The following is a 14,260-nucleotide window of genomic DNA, read 5'->3' on the forward strand; positions in this document are numbered from 1 at the left end:
ACCCGTGCGAACGGACCGTTCGCACGATGTTCACACCTGTGGGTGACTTGCGCGCAGGCGAGGCAGGGGTGCCGTGGCTAGGTACCTCTTCTGGCGGGTGGTGCAGGCAGTCGTCGTGATCTTCGTGGTCACTGTCGTCGTTTTCTTCCTCCTGCACCAAATCCCCGGCGGCCCGGCGCGCGGAATCCTTGGCATCCAAGCCACCGAGGACCAGATCCAGGCCTTCGAGCACGAGCAGGGCTTCGACCAGCCGGTGCCGATCCAGTACCTGCACTACCTCGGCCGTCTGCTGCAAGGCGACCTCGGCGAGTCCTTCCAGCTCAACCAAAGTGTCGCGGACCTGATCGGTGACCGGCTGCCGAAAACCCTGGTCCTCACGATTCTGAGCACCCTCGTGGCCTTGCTGCTCGCCATCCCGCTCGGCGTGTGGCAGGCGGTGAAGCGGAACCGCCCAACCGACTATTTGCTTGGCGCACTGACCCTGCTGATCTACTCGACCCCGGTGTTCCTGGTCGGGTTCATCTTCATCATCGTGTTCGCCATCAACGCGGCCTGGTTCCCTGTCGAAGCACCACAAGCCGACACCCTCGGCGGCATCTTCGCGGACTCACAAGCGCTTGTTCTGCCGGTGCTCACCGGTGCGGGAGTCGTGCTCGCGGTGTTCAGCCGGTACCTTCGATCGTCCGTTGTGGACAATCTGGACGAGGACTACGTCCGGACCGCCCGCGCCAAGGGGGCGTCCGAAACAAGGATCCTCACCCGGCACGTGTTCAAGAACTCGCTCACGTCCCTTGTCGCGATGCTCGGGTACTACCTGCCGGTGTTGTTCAGTGGTGCGTTGGTCACCGAGAAGCTGTTCAACTACCCGGGGATGGGTCTTCTTTTCTGGAATGCCGCCCAGACGAGTGATTTCCCCATTCTCCTTGGGGTGGTGCTGGTCCTTTCCGTCGCCACCGTCACCGGCAGCCTCCTCGCGGACGTCGCGCAGGCGCTGATCGACCCGAGGACAAGGCGGGTGAAGGCATGACCGGCCCGACGACACGACGACTCAAAGTCTTCAGGCGCAACAAACTCGCGGTTGTCGGCATCACCATGCTCGGGCTGCTGATTCTTTTCTGCTTCGCCGGGCCGCTTGTCTACCACACCGAACAAGTCCTGACATCGCTGCAGAACAGCAAGCTCGAACCGGGCGTGAACGGGCATCCGCTCGGCACCGACGACCTCGGGTACGACCTGCTCGGCAGGCTCATGCTCGGCGGGCAGACCTCGTTGATCATCGGGCTGTGCGCGGGTGTGCTCGCCACGATGATCGGCACTTTGTGGGGCACGATCGCGGGTTACGCGGGCGGTTGGGTCGACGCGGTCATGATGCGCATTGTCGACGCGGGTATCGCCATCCCAGCGCTTTTCCTTCTCGTTGTCGCCGCCGCGATCGCGACGCCGAGTGTGCCGATGCTGATTCTGGTGATCGGGCTTGTGTCGTGGCTTGTACCCGCGCGGCTCATGCGGGCGGAATCCATTGCCCTGAGAAGCCGGGCTTACGTCGAGTCCATGCGCGTCATGGGTGGCGGCAGTGTCCGGGCGATCGGCAAGCACATCATCCCGAATGCGATCGGCACGGTCATCGTCAACGTGACCTTCCAAATCGCTGACGCCGTTCTCCTCGTCGCGTACGTCAGTTTCCTTGGCCTCGGTATTCCACCGCCCGCGGCGAACTGGGGCGGGATGCTCAGTGACGGCCTGACTTACGCGCACGACGGCGCCTGGTGGCTGATCCTGCCGCCCGGTCTGCTGATCGTGATGACCGTGTGCGCCTTCAACTTCATCGGTGACGGGCTGCGGGACGCGTTCGACGTGAGATTCGAGGGCCGCTGATGCTCGACTACGACCACCTCTCCATCACGTTCGGCGACGTCGAAGCCACCAAGGAAGTCAGCTTCACGGTGAACCCCGGCGAAGTCGTCGCGGTCGTCGGCGAGTCCGGCTCCGGCAAGACCGTCACCGCGATGTCAGCCATGGGCCTGTTGCCGCGCAAGGCACACGTCACCGGCAAGATCATGCTCGGCGGCCGGGACGTCCAGGGCCTGGACAGTAGGGAACTGAGGGAGCTTCGCGGCAACGAGATCGCGATGGTGTTCCAGGAGCCGATGACCGCGCTCAACCCCGTGCACACGGTCGGCTGGCAGCTCGTCGAAGCGATCGAGCTGCACCAGGACATCCCCAACGCCAGGCAGAAAGCCGCCGAGTTGCTGACCATGGTCGGGCTTGACCGTCCTGAGCAGCGTCTCAAGCAGTATCCGCACGAGCTCTCCGGCGGTATGCGGCAACGGGTGATGATCGCGATGGCCATCGCGTGCGATCCCAAGGTGATCATCGCGGACGAGCCGACCACCGCACTCGACGTCACCGTCCAGGCCGAGATCCTCGACCTGCTCAGGGAACTGCGAAACAGGCTCGGGACCGCGATCGTGCTGATCACCCACAGCATGGGCGTTGTCGCGGACCTGGCTGACCGAGTCGTGGTGATGTACCGGGGCGAAGTCGTCGAGCAGGGCGGCGTTGAGGACGTGCTGCTCCGGCCCAGTCACGACTACACCAAACGCTTGCTCAAAGCGGTGCCCAGGCTGGGCAGCGGATCACGGCGGGCCGAGGTGGTCACCGAGCCGGTGCTGAAGGTCCAGAACCTCGTGGTGTCCTTCGGCGGTCAGCGTGCGGTCGACGGAATCTCCTTTGAAATAGGCGAAGGCGAAGTGCTTGGGCTCGTCGGTGAATCCGGCTCCGGCAAGACGACCGCCGGACGTTGTGCCGTCGGCCTGCAGAAGCCGACCGAAGGCGTCGTCGAGCTGTTCGGGCAGGACATCGCCAAGCTCTCGACCCGCAAGATGCGTCCGCTCACCGCCCGGCTCGGCATGATCTTCCAGGATCCAGCGTCCTCTTTGGACTCACGGATGACCGTCGCTGAATGTGTCGCGGAACCGTTGGTCTTGCACAAAGCCAAAAACCACAAGGAAAGAGTCGCGGAACTGCTGGACGCCGTCGAACTGGGTGCCGCGACCAAGGACCGCTACCCGCACGAGCTGTCCGGCGGGCAACGGCAACGGGTCAGCATCGCCCGGGCACTCGCGCTGGACCCCGACCTGCTGATCGCGGACGAGCCGACGAGTGCCCTGGACGTGTCCGTGCAGGCCAGCATCCTTGAGCTTTTCCTTGACCTGCAACGACGACTGAAGTTCTCCTGCTTGTTCATCAGCCATGACCTCGCGGTGGTGGACATGCTGGCCAACCGGGTCGCCGTGATGCACCGCGGCAAGATCGTCGAACAAGGCAGCCGAGCCGACGTGTTCGGCAGCCCGCAGGAGGACTACACGCGGCGGTTACTGGCCGCCGCGCCCGTTCCCGACCCGGTTGAGCAGCGCGAACGACGGGTCAGCCGCGGATGACCGACATCAGCGCCGCGACCCCGTCGGCGTCGGTCTCGAAGTGGTCGAACCCTTCCGGCACGCCGACGCCCGCGAACGACACCGCATCGCCTGCAGCACCGCGCACCGGCGCGCGGACACCTGCGTGCACATCGGAAACGCCAGTCGCGGCGATGACGTCCAGGACGTTCGAGGCCCGGACGCCACCGCAGGCCATTACCTGGATGTCGTCGCCCGCCTGCGCGACCAGCGACTTGATCAGCGGTGCGCCGTCCAGCGCCGACCGCTGCTGCCCGGAGGTCAGCACCCGCTTGAAGCCCAATTCCATGGCCTGCTCCAGCACCCGCTGCGGCGAAGCGCTCACGTCGATCGCCCGGTGCAACGTGACTGGCTTGTACTCGGCGGCGTCGATCAACGCCTCACACGCCGGATCCAGCAGGCCGTCCTCACCCAAAGCGCCGACCACGACCCCGTGCGCGCCGGATTTGTCGGCGCCATGGATGTCTCGGACCATCACCGATATCTCGTCCTTCGAGTACCGGAAGTCGCCCGGCCGCGGCCGGATCAACGCGTGCACTTCGGTGTTCCCGGCACGGATCGCGGCCAGTTCCAGCAGCGCCCAGCTCGGCGTCAGGCCGCCGTCGGACAGCGAACTGCACAGTTCGACCCGGTCCGCGCCATGCCTGGACGCGATCCGGACGCCCTCGATCGACTCCACACTGATCTCCACCCGCACTGCCATGATCGCGAGTATCCAGTGAGCTGGCTCGGAGTGGACATCGGCGGCACGAAGATCCAGCTCGTGCGGTGCGACGACGACCTGCGTGTGCTGGACAGCCGACGCGTGGAGTCGCCGCCGGGCAAGATCCTCGCGACGGCCATCGGACTGGCAGCCGAACTGGCCGAAGGCGCACAGGGCATCGGGATCGGCGCGGCCGGGGTGATCGACCCGAACGGTGCGGTCGCCGCTACAACCGACGTCTTCCCTGGGTGGGAAGGCACGAACCTGACCGAGGTCGTCAGCAGGGAGCTCGGCCTGCCGCTTGTCGTGGACAACGACGCGAACGCCTTCTTGCACGGCGAGGCCACGGCCGGTGCGGCACGTGGCTACAAGCACGCGTTCGGCATCACGGTCGGCACGGGCATCGGTGGCGCGCTGATCAGCGATGGCGTACTGCTGCGTGGCACCTGCGGAGGCGCAGGGGAAATCGGCCACACACCCGGCTTCGGCAACGAGCCCTGCACGTGCGGCGCTCGCGGGCACCTCGAATCGATCGCGTCCGGGCTGTCCATCAGCCGGCGCTATGGACGGGACATCAGTGCAGGTCAGGTGGCCGAACGGGCTCGTCTCGGCGATCCGGAGGCCAAGCGGGTCTTCGACGAGGCGGGCGCCGCTCTCGGCCAGGCGATCGCGGTTGTGGCTACCGTCCTGGACAGTCAGATCGCGGTGCTTGGGGGAGGGGTGCTCGGGTCATGGGACTTGCTTGAACCAACATGCCGGGCGACTGTCCAGGCCACCGTGCTGCCGACCAACGCGGACCTGCTGATCGAACCGGCACAGCTAGGGGCGTACGCGGTCGCCATTGGCGCAGCCGCCCTTGCCGCAGGTCAAGCCTCGTAAGTGGGCAGTCCGGGCGGACCGGGCGAAACACTCACCAGGGACGTTCTGTGACTTGGGTCTCTGGTTAATCGGTTGCTGGAATACCGACACCAAGCGCATGCTTGTATCGAGCAAGTAATTGGATGATGCAAGCAAGTCAGAGGGGTCGGCATGGTCGGGACAAGCACGGAATCGACCACAACCGAGGCGCCCACTGAGGCCGAAATCGAGTTGGGATCGCGTCTCGGGAACGCGATGATGGGGCTCGGCCGGCAGTGGGCAGCGGTGTCGTCCCAGCTGAGCAAGGTCGGTATCGACAAGACGTCGATGGTGTTGCTCGGCGCGTTGAAACAGATCGGCCCGGTCAGGTCGAACGCACTCGCCGAAGCGGTGTACTCGGACCCGTCCACGATCTCGCGGCAGGTCGCCGCGCTGGTCAAGGACGGCCTGATCGAGCGCCGTGCCGATCCGGCCGACGGGCGGGCAAGCCTGCTCGCCGTCACTGACGAAGGGCGTGCCCTGCTGGACGCCCGGCACCGCCAGCGCAGCTGCTCGCTGGCCCGGATGCTCGCGCACTGGTCGCCTGACGACCGCGAGCGGTTCGTAGAACTGCTCGAACGGTTCGTGGTCGATCACGAGCGCAACATCCCGAACTTCATCGAAGAGCACGCCGCCCTGATGGCGCGCTCCAAAGGAGAAAACTGATGTCCGAACAGGCAACAGCCGCCGCTGGGGAAGCCCCCTCGCGGGCCGGCGCGCTGAGCCACCGCCAGATCCTGACGATCCTGTCCGGGCTGATGCTCGGCATGTTCCTGGCGGCACTTGACCAGACGATCATGGCCTCGGCCATGAAGACCATCGCGGACCAGCTGCACGGCCAGACCATCCAGGCGTGGGCGACCACGGCCTACCTGATCACGGCGACCATCTCGACCCCGTTGTACGGCAAGCTGTCCGACATCGTCGGCCGCAAGCCGATGTACCTGGCCGCGATCACGATCTTCCTGATCGGTTCGCTGCTGTCCGGCATCGCGACCTCGATGTACGAGCTGGCCGCGTACCGCGCGGTGCAGGGTCTTGGTGCCGGTGGCCTGATGTCGCTGGCGCTGGCGATCATCGCGGACATCACGTCACCGCTTGAGCGCAGCCGCTACACCGGCTACTTCATGGGAGTGTGGGGACTGTCCAGTGTGGGCGGTCCGTTGATCGGCGGGCTGTTCGCCGGCCTCGACTCGTTCCTCGGGATCACCGGGTGGCGCTGGGTGTTCCTGCTCAACGTGCCGATCGCGCTGATCGCGCTGGTCGTGGTGAGCCGGGTGCTGAACGTGCCGCACACCAAGGTGCCGCAGCGCATCGACTTCTGGGGCGCCGCGACGCTGACGATCGGGCTCGTGCCACTGCTGATCGTCGCCGAGCAGGGACGTGAATGGGGCTGGGACTCCGGGGCCTCGATCGCGATGTACGTGACAGGTGTCGTCGGTCTGGTGGCCTTCGTGTTCGTCGAGCGGTGGATGGGCGACGCGGCTTTGCTGCCGATGCGCCTGTTCCGTCGTCCAGTGTTCGCGCTGACCAACGTCATCAACTTCATCATGGGCATCGGGATGTTCGGCATGATGATGTCCCTGCCGCTGTACCTGCAGATCGTCAAGGGCGCGACACCGACCGAGTCCGGCCTGATGACGCTGCCGATGACGTTCGGCATCCTGGTCGCGGCCATGGGCAGCGGCCGGGTCACGTCCAAGACCGGGCGCTACCGGATCTTCCCGATCATCGGCCTCGGTGCGACCACGGTGGCGCTGTTCCTGTTCGCCCAGATCGGGACGGACACGGCGCTGTGGCAGACGATGCTGATCATGACGCTGGCCGGTGCCGGACTGGGTCTGTGCATGCAGAGCCTGCTGCTGGCGATCCAGGCGGACGCGCCCGTCAAGGACATGGGTGTGGCGACCTCGTCGGCGACGTTCTTCCGGTCCATCGGCGGCACGGTCGGTACCGCGGTGTTCCTGTCCATCCTGTTCGGGATCGTCGCGGACCGGATCACGGCGGCCCGCGCCGCGGCGAGCCTGCCTCCGATGCCTGCGGGCACCGGTGGGCTGGACCTGAACAACACGGCGTTCATCAACGCGCTGCCGCCGCAGGAAGCCAGGCCGATCCTCGACGGTTTCGCCAGCTCGCTCGACACGGTGTTCATGGTCGGCGGGATCGTGGTCCTGGTGGCGTTCGCGCTGATCTGGTTCCTCAAGGAGGTGCCGCTGTCGAACAAGTCCGGTCTGCAGCGCGCAGCGTCCGAACAGGACTCCGCGGCGCCGGTGGCCGCGGTGCACTGAGGTTTCCCACCACGAAGAAAGAGGGCCCGTTCGGTTTCGAGCGGGCCCTCCGTGTTGTTGCTCAGTGTCCTTCGGAGTCGGCGTGCAGAGCCTGGTAGCGCTCGTACGAACGCTTGATCTCCGCCTCGGCCTCGGTGCGACCGACCCAGGTCGCGCCCTCGACGCTCTTACCCGGCTCGAGGTCCTTGTAGACCTCGAAGAAGTGCTGGATCTCCAGCCGGTAGAACTCGCTCAAGTGGTGGATGTCACGCAGGTGCTCCGACCGCGGGTCGTCAGCGGGCACGCACAGGACCTTGTCGTCGCCACCCTTCTCGTCGCGCATGCGGAACATGCCGATCGCGCGGCTGCGGATCAGGCAGCCGGGGAACGTCGGTTCCTGCACGAGCACAAGAGCGTCCAACGGGTCGTCGTCCTCACCGAGGCTGTTGTCGACGAACCCGTAGTCAGCCGGGTACTGGGTGGCGGTGAACAGAGTCCGGTCCAACCGGATCCGCCCCGTCTCGTGGTCCATTTCGTACTTGTTGCGCACGCCTTTGGGGATCTCGATCGTGACGTCGAACTCCACGTCTGTTCCTCGCTCATCATCTCTTGTATTTGCTCGCCACTAGTCTGGACTACGCCTCGGGCTCGGCCGACATCACCGCAGTCGGTCAGCGGAAGTGATGGTGGACAGGGAGACACTGAGTGGCAGACCAGGACAACCCCGCTTGGCCGACCGCCGACGACGACCGTTCGTCCACAGGTTTTCCGCAGGTAGATCCCGATAAAACGAAGCCGGCGGACGAGGTTTCGCAGCCCGGTGAACCGCCGAGGGCGATGCCCATGCGGATCGAGCCGGGCAAGCCCCCGAAGCCCGCGCAGCTGAAAAGCGACCCGCCCGCGGGGGCGGCAACGTGGTTCGAATCACCCGGCGAACCACCCCGGGCACTGCCGATGCGCATCGAACCCGGCAAGCCGATAAAGACCGGGGACGAGCCGAAACCGGTCACGGCGAAAGAATCGGAAGCGACGGCTGCAGAGGGCGACGGCCCGGTGGCGCCTGGTGGAGATTCAGCGGCGGACGCCAAGGAGGAGGCCGCCGACGCCGAGAAGGCTGCGGGGGACGAGACTGCGGTGGCTGACGCCGAGAAGGCTGCCGGGCAGCAGCCTGCGGCGGCTGACGTGGAGCCGACTGCCCAGGAGCAGGGGGCGTTGGCCGGTGCTGACCGTGAAGAGGCTGAGGGCGCGGAGCAGGCCGGTGACGCTCCTGGGACTGAGGGCAGCGAGAAGGCTGTGGCAGCTGACCCGGAACCTGCCGTAGAGAAAGCAGTGTCGGAGGAGTCGGCTGAGGGTCCGGTGGTTTCTGCCACCGAGTCCGGCGATCCCGAACCTGAGGCTGACGGCGAGCCCGAGTCAGGGGCCGCTTCCGTAGAGAAAGCAGTGTCGGAGGAGTCGGCTGAGGGTCCGGCGGTTTCTGCCGCCAAGTCCGGCGATCCCGAACTTGAAGCTGAGGGCGAGCCCGAGTCGGGCGACAAGAAGCTTGCCGAAGAGACCCCGGAGCGTGAGGCCCACGCCGAGAAGGCGGCGGCCGTCGACCAGGAGAGCTCGGGCGAGTCGGGTGAGGCCGATACGGCTGCACCGGAATCAGTGGAAGCCGACCCGGCGGTGGAGGCGCCCCAGGTCGAGCCCGCCGACGAAGAGACTCCGGACGACGATGCGGAGCTGGCCGACCAGCCGGGCTCGCCGGTGGCTGATGAGGTGGAGTCTGCTGGCGAGCAAACTGTGCCGGTCCAGCAGGTCGCGAAAGACGGCGACGCCGAACCAATCAGCGAGACGGCGCCGGAGAGCCCTGCTGCCTCGGTAGAGGAAACCGCTGAAGGCCCAGACCAGCCCGTCGCAGAGGACGACGAGCCGCAGGCGGCCACGGAGCCCGTGGCCGAGAAGCCTGAGCCAAGCGAGCAGACAGCACAGGTCGAGCAGGTCGACAGGGCGAGTGACGCGGCGCCTTCGGCCGAGCGGCCGGAACCAAGTGGCGAGCAGACCGCGCAGGTTGAGCCCGTCAGCAGGGCGAGTGATGCGCCGCCTTCGGCCGAGCGGCCGGAACCGAGTGGTGAGCAGACCGCGCAAGTTGAGCAGGTTGGCGGGGCAAGCGATGCGCCGCCGGTGGTCGAGCGCGAGCCGAGCGGTGCACAAGCCGTGCCGGTTCAGCAGGCCAGCGATGCGCCGCCCGTCGGTGCCGAGCCACAGCCACCGAGGGCCGATGGGACCGAGCCGCCTGCTGCCGAGGAACCTGCCGCTGAGGAGACCGCGCAGGTCGAGCGCGTTGGTAAGGCGAGTGATGCGCCGTCGGTCGGTGCCGAGCCGGAGCCGCCGAGGGCCGATGGGACCGAGCCGCTCGCGGCGGAGGAACCTGCCGCTGAGGAGACCGCTCAGGTTCAGCAGGTAGCTGCGGCCCAGCCGGTCAAGGAGCCAGAGGCTCCGGCCGCGCCGACACGTGACGAGCCGTCGCCGGAGCCGGAGCCGGAGAAGCCGCAGGCTGTCGAAAGCCCCAAGGAATCCGGCACGAAGCCGGAACCTGTCGGCGAGAAGACCGTGCAGATGCGCCCGGTCGCCAAGTCCAGCGATACCCAAGCCCCCGATGAAAAGCCTGCCGCCACACCCGAGCAGCCAGTCACGCGTGGAAAGCCGGAAGGCTTTGGCGGGCTGCGGCGGCCTAAGGCGCCCGAGCAGCAAGCCCCTCAGCCCGTCGACGAGACGCAACCGGTCAGCCAGAAGGGACCCGACGATTCGGCTGGCCCTGGTGAGAAGGCTCGGCCTGCCGCTGCTGATGTCGGCAAGACCCTGCCTGTTCAGCGGCCGCCCAAGCCGCCCAAGCCGGCGGAGCCGCGCCCGGACACCCGGGATGAGCCTGTCGGTGAGAAGACTGTCCAGGTACGGCCAGTCCAGAAGCCCAGTGAAAAGCCACCCGCAACCGCTGACTCGTGGTTCTCGGTGCCGACGCGCAGCGAGCCCACGGCTCCGCCAACCAGGCCCGGAGAGCGCAGCGAGCCCCGTAACCGGCCGGTCGGCGACAAGACCACCCGGCTCGGTGCTCCAGACACCGCGACCCCCAAACGGCCGGACGGCCCGTTCGCGATGCCGACGCGCAGCCAGCCAATGCCACCTGCGCCGCCGCGGCCTAAGACTCCAGAGAACCTTGGCAGAGCGCCGGAGAGTCAGCGGCCGTTCGCCGCCCCTGCGCCGACGCGCACACCACCACCGCAGCGGCCGAAGAGCCCAACCGACTCACCGACACGCAGCCAAATGCCGCAGGGTTTGGCCGGGCCGCCGACACGAACCCCGCCGAAGCGGCCGGAAACCGAAGGTCCGACCCGCCATCTGCCCGTGCCTCCGCCGAGGCCGAAGAACCTCGAGACCGAACAACCCAAGCCACAAACCGAGCCCGAGCAGCCACCTCCATCCAATGAGGACACCCACCGTGCCCTCCAGCCCCTGCCAAGCAGGAAACGGCCCAAGCGCCTCCTTGTCCTCGTGGCCATCGTCGCGGTCATCGCGCTCGGCGCCGGTGTCGTCTTCCTTGTCCCTGGTGTCAAGGAAGGGCTTGGGTTTGGTGGGTCCGAGACTGAGGCTGCCGTCGCCCCACCTCCCGCACCCGTCGCATTCACGCCCCGCCTCAGGGCACCGAACGCCGCAGGCCCGCTACCGACCCCACAGGGCGTGCAAAGCACTTTGGCTGGTGCGGCGAGCAACCCCGCGTTGGGCACGCTGACTGGTTCCGTCATCGACCCCGCCACAGGGACTGTCCTGTGGGAGAAGAATCCGACGACTCCGCTCACCCCCGCGTCCACCACCAAGGTCCTCACCGCGGCCGCCGCTCTTCTCAAGATCCCGCACAGTCAGCAGTTCAGCACCAAGGTCGTCGCTGGCAAGGATCCCGGCACCGTCATCATCGTCGGCGGCGGGGACGGCACGCTCAACTCCTTGCCAGCCGGCAAGAATTCCGTCTTCCCCGGCTCCCCGCGTCTCGATGACCTTGTCGCACAGGTGAAAGCCAAGGGTCCGGTCTCCCAGGTCTTCTACGACCGCACCCGGTACGCCGACGACGGCCTCGCCCCTGGTGTCCTTCCTGGTGACGTCGCCGAGGGCTACATCTCGCCGATCAGCCCTTTGATGATGGACGGCGCGCGATCCGATCCGACCAAGGACCGCAGCCCGCGCAGCCCGAACCCGGCCAAGACTGTCGCGACCGAGTTCGCCAAGCGCCTCGGCGCCACCGTCGCCGCCCAGCCGGCGGTCACCGCTCCGGCCGACGCACAGGTTCTCGGCGAGGTGAAGTCCGCGCCGCTGACCGAGCTCGTCGACCAGTTCCTGCAGGCTTCCGACAACGTTCTCGCCGACGTCATCGCCCGTGAGGTCGCGAAGGCTGCCGGTGAGGAGGCGTCGTTCGCCGGTGTGCACAAGGCGACGTTGAAGGTGTTGTCCGAGAACGGGTTTGACGTCACGGGCGCCGAACTGTTCGACGGCAGCGGGATGTCCACGAGCAACAAGACACCCGCCCGCCTGCTCGCGCAGGTCCTCGCGGTCGCCGCCGGTGACGGCAAGGACCCGAGGACCGCGAAGCTGCGGCCGTTGCTCGGCGGGCTGCCGGTCGCGGGCGGTAGTGGCACGTTGGCCGGCCGGTTCGGCGACGGCCAGGCCGCGAGCGGTCGTGGCTGGGTACGGGCCAAGACTGGCACTCTTCCCTTGGCGGGGATCAACTCGCTGGCAGGCGTCGTCCTCGACGCCGACGGGCGGATTCTGGTGTTCGCCCTCATGACCAGCCAGAGCGACACCCTCGCCGCTCGCCCGGCACTCGACGCGGTCGCGGCCACTCTGCGATCTTGCGGCTGCAAATAATGAGCAGGCAATCACACAGAGCGCAAATGCTCAGGTAGCGTCGGTGTTGTGGAAGCGGCGACGGAGTTCAAGCGGGGTGCGTCCTCGCCGGTCGACTGGTCTTTGGCCATCTCGACTGGGCAACGCCTGGTGCGGCGTGGACCCGACGTTCCGATGGCGGAGGCGGAGGTCACCGTCCGTGAACTGCGGGACGCCACCGACGTCGCCGAAGGCCACGTCCGCGAGCTCACCGGGCTCGGCCACGGGCTCCCGCTGCCGCCCGGCGAGGTCGTCGACCGGCCTGGCTGGATCCGGGCCGCTGCAGAAGGCCTTGAGGTACTGACCGAAGGCGCTTTGCCGCGGGCGTACTCCGGCCCGGTCGGTGCCGTGATGTCCGGCAGTGCCGGGGTTCAGGCCGGCATGGTGCTCGCTTTCCTCGGCGCGCGCGTGCTCGGTCAGTACGACCCGTTCAACGACGGCCGCCTGCTGCTCGTCGCGCCCAACATCATTGGCGCGCAACGGGCTTTGGACGTCCCGGCCGGCGATTTCCGGATGTGGGTCTGTCTGCACGAGTGCACGCACCGGCTGCAGTTCACCGCCGTGCCGTGGCTCAAGGACTACTTCTCCGGCCAGGTCCGCAAGTTCCTGTCCGGAATGGACGACAGCGCCGCCAGTGCGCTCAACCGGTTCCCTGACGTGATCAAGGAGGCGCGCCGCCGGTCGCTCGACCCGGACGCGTCCTCCGGGCCGGTCACGTTGATGGAACTGCTGCAGTCCAGCGAACAACGTGAGGTGTTCGACCGGCTCATCGCACTGTCCACGTTGCTCGAAGGGCACGCGGACTTCGTGATGGACGCGGTCGGCCCGTCGGTCGTGCCGACTGTCGAGGTCATCCGCAGCCGGTTCACCGAGCGCCGCCGTGGCGGCGGTCTGCTCGACCGGGTGCTGCGCACGCTGCTCGGGGTGGACGCCAAGGTCAAGCAGTACGCCGCCGGTGCCAAGTTCACCAAGCACGTCGTGGACCAGGCCGGGATGGCCGGTTTCAACGCGGTGTGGACGTCCGCCGAGACGCTCCCGCTCCGCTCGGAGATCACGGACCCGGACGCATGGCTTCGTCGAGTGCGACCCTGACCGTCCGCAAGGCCGTCAAGGATCTGCTGAGCACAACACCGTCCGGTCCGGTCGCCGTCGCCGTCTCCGGTGGCGCCGACTCGCTCGCCCTCGCCGCGGCCACGGCGATGTTGACCGATGTCACGGCTTTGATCGTCGATCATGGCCTGCAGGACGGCTCGGCCGAGACCGCCGAGCGGGCCGCCGGTCAGCTCAAGACCAGGGACATCCAGGCCAAGATCATCAAGGTCGACGTGACCGGCCGCGGCGGCATGGAGGCTGCGGCGAGACGGGCGCGTTACCAGGCTTTGCGGGCCGCGCACGACGGCCTGATCCTGCTCGGCCACACCCTCGACGATCAGGCCGAGACCGTCCTTCTCGGACTCGGCAGGGGATCGGGCCCACGGTCGATCGCGGGCATGCGGGCGTACGACCCGCCGTGGGGACGGCCGCTGCTGAAGATCCGCCGGACGGTCACTCTGCAGGCTTGTGCGGAACTCGGGTTCGAACCGTGGTCCGATCCGCACAACAGCGACCCGGCGTTCACGCGCGTGCGTCTCAGGCATGACGTGATCCCCCTCATGGAGGAGGTTCTGCAAGGCGGGGTCGCCGGCGCGCTCGCACGGACCGCTGACCAACTCCGCGAGGACCTCGACGCGCTGGACGCACTGGCCGTGAAGATCCGCCAGGACAACGAAAACATGCTGGTAGCGGACCTGCGGCCGCATCCTCCCGCGCTGCGCCGGCGGGTCATCCGAAGCTGGCTGATCCAGGCCGGAGTGCCCGAACTCACCGACGGCCATCTGCGTTCGGTCGACGCTCTGGTGGGTGAATGGCGTGGTCAGGGTGGCGTCTGGCTGCCAGGCGGCTTTGTGGCGTGCCGCTCGCATGGCAGGCTCTGCGTGCAACCGCCCGGCCAGTAGAAGTAAACAGCTCAATTCGAGAGGGAG

11 protein-coding genes are annotated in these 14,260 nt (G+C 67.2%); 9 read left to right on the forward strand and 2 right to left on the reverse strand.

The window, feature by feature from the left end:
* Positions 1 to 73 precede the first annotated feature (73 nt).
* The 3 genes from B9C43_RS18395 to B9C43_RS18405 are packed head-to-tail and all read left to right on the forward strand — an operon-like array spanning position 74 to position 3,440.
* Positions 74 to 1,027, forward strand: coding sequence for an ABC transporter permease (locus B9C43_RS18395; RefSeq protein ID WP_033391856.1), 954 nt, complete (start codon positions 74 to 76; stop codon positions 1,025 to 1,027).
* On the forward strand, positions 1,024 to 1,875 hold the full coding sequence (locus B9C43_RS18400; protein ID WP_033391857.1) for an ABC transporter permease: 852 nt from the start codon (positions 1,024 to 1,026) through the stop codon (positions 1,873 to 1,875). Before B9C43_RS18395 ends, B9C43_RS18400 begins: the two co-directional genes overlap by 4 nt.
* Positions 1,875 to 3,440 carry an ABC transporter ATP-binding protein gene (locus B9C43_RS18405; RefSeq protein WP_084427798.1) on the forward strand — a complete coding sequence of 522 codons (1,566 nt, stop codon included), beginning with the start codon at positions 1,875 to 1,877 and terminating at the stop codon, positions 3,438 to 3,440. The genes B9C43_RS18400 and B9C43_RS18405 overlap by 1 nt, the downstream gene beginning before the upstream one ends.
* On the opposite strand, the gene B9C43_RS55645 is transcribed toward B9C43_RS18405, so the two are convergent.
* Positions 3,427 to 4,161, reverse strand: coding sequence for a copper homeostasis protein CutC (locus tag B9C43_RS55645; RefSeq protein ID WP_143446393.1), 735 nt, complete (start codon positions 4,159 to 4,161; stop codon positions 3,427 to 3,429). The two genes, B9C43_RS18405 and B9C43_RS55645, sit on opposite strands and share 14 nt — an antisense overlap.
* Before the next feature lie 15 nt (positions 4,162 to 4,176).
* On the opposite strand from B9C43_RS55645, the gene B9C43_RS18415 reads away from it, so the two are divergent.
* The 3 genes from B9C43_RS18415 (at position 4,177) to B9C43_RS18425 (ending at position 7,346) form a co-directional block, all read left to right on the forward strand.
* The gene (locus tag B9C43_RS18415) at positions 4,177 to 5,040 is read left to right on the forward strand and encodes an ROK family protein (protein WP_235038673.1); all 864 of its coding nucleotides are present in this window, start codon (positions 4,177 to 4,179) and stop codon (positions 5,038 to 5,040) included.
* 150 nt (positions 5,041 to 5,190) lie between these two features.
* Positions 5,191 to 5,724, forward strand: coding sequence for a MarR family winged helix-turn-helix transcriptional regulator (locus B9C43_RS18420; RefSeq protein WP_051897412.1), 534 nt, complete (start codon positions 5,191 to 5,193; stop codon positions 5,722 to 5,724).
* Positions 5,724 to 7,346: an MDR family MFS transporter gene (locus B9C43_RS18425; RefSeq protein WP_084427802.1), complete on the forward strand. Its 1,623-nt coding sequence runs from the start codon at positions 5,724 to 5,726 to the stop codon at positions 7,344 to 7,346. Before B9C43_RS18420 ends, B9C43_RS18425 begins: the two co-directional genes overlap by 1 nt.
* 61 nt (positions 7,347 to 7,407) lie before the next feature.
* Here B9C43_RS18425 and B9C43_RS18430 read toward each other — a convergent pair whose 3' ends face one another.
* The gene (locus B9C43_RS18430; RefSeq protein WP_033391861.1) at positions 7,408 to 7,911 is read right to left on the reverse strand and encodes an inorganic diphosphatase; all 504 of its coding nucleotides are present in this window, start codon (positions 7,909 to 7,911) and stop codon (positions 7,408 to 7,410) included.
* Between the two features lie 119 nt (positions 7,912 to 8,030).
* On the opposite strand from B9C43_RS18430, the gene dacB reads away from it, so the two are divergent.
* Genes dacB through tilS form a run of 3 tightly spaced genes read left to right on the forward strand, consistent with a single transcriptional unit; the run spans position 8,031 to position 14,233 of the window.
* Positions 8,031 to 12,221 (forward strand): D-alanyl-D-alanine carboxypeptidase/D-alanyl-D-alanine endopeptidase, encoded by a 4,191-nt coding sequence (dacB, locus tag B9C43_RS58500; RefSeq protein ID WP_084427804.1) that lies wholly within the window; start codon positions 8,031 to 8,033, stop codon positions 12,219 to 12,221.
* Between the two features lie 48 nt (positions 12,222 to 12,269).
* A complete protein-coding gene (locus tag B9C43_RS18440; RefSeq protein WP_084427806.1) occupies positions 12,270 to 13,331 on the forward strand; it encodes a zinc-dependent metalloprotease in 1,062 nt (353 codons plus the stop codon).
* Positions 13,307 to 14,233: a tRNA lysidine(34) synthetase TilS gene (tilS, locus tag B9C43_RS18445; protein WP_084427808.1), complete on the forward strand. Its 927-nt coding sequence runs from the start codon at positions 13,307 to 13,309 to the stop codon at positions 14,231 to 14,233. The genes B9C43_RS18440 and tilS overlap by 25 nt, the downstream gene beginning before the upstream one ends.
* Positions 14,234 to 14,260 lie beyond the last annotated feature (27 nt).

It is taken from the genome of Kibdelosporangium aridum, assembly GCF_900176515.1.
Classification (GTDB): Bacteria; Actinomycetota; Actinomycetes; order Mycobacteriales; family Pseudonocardiaceae; genus Kibdelosporangium; species Kibdelosporangium aridum.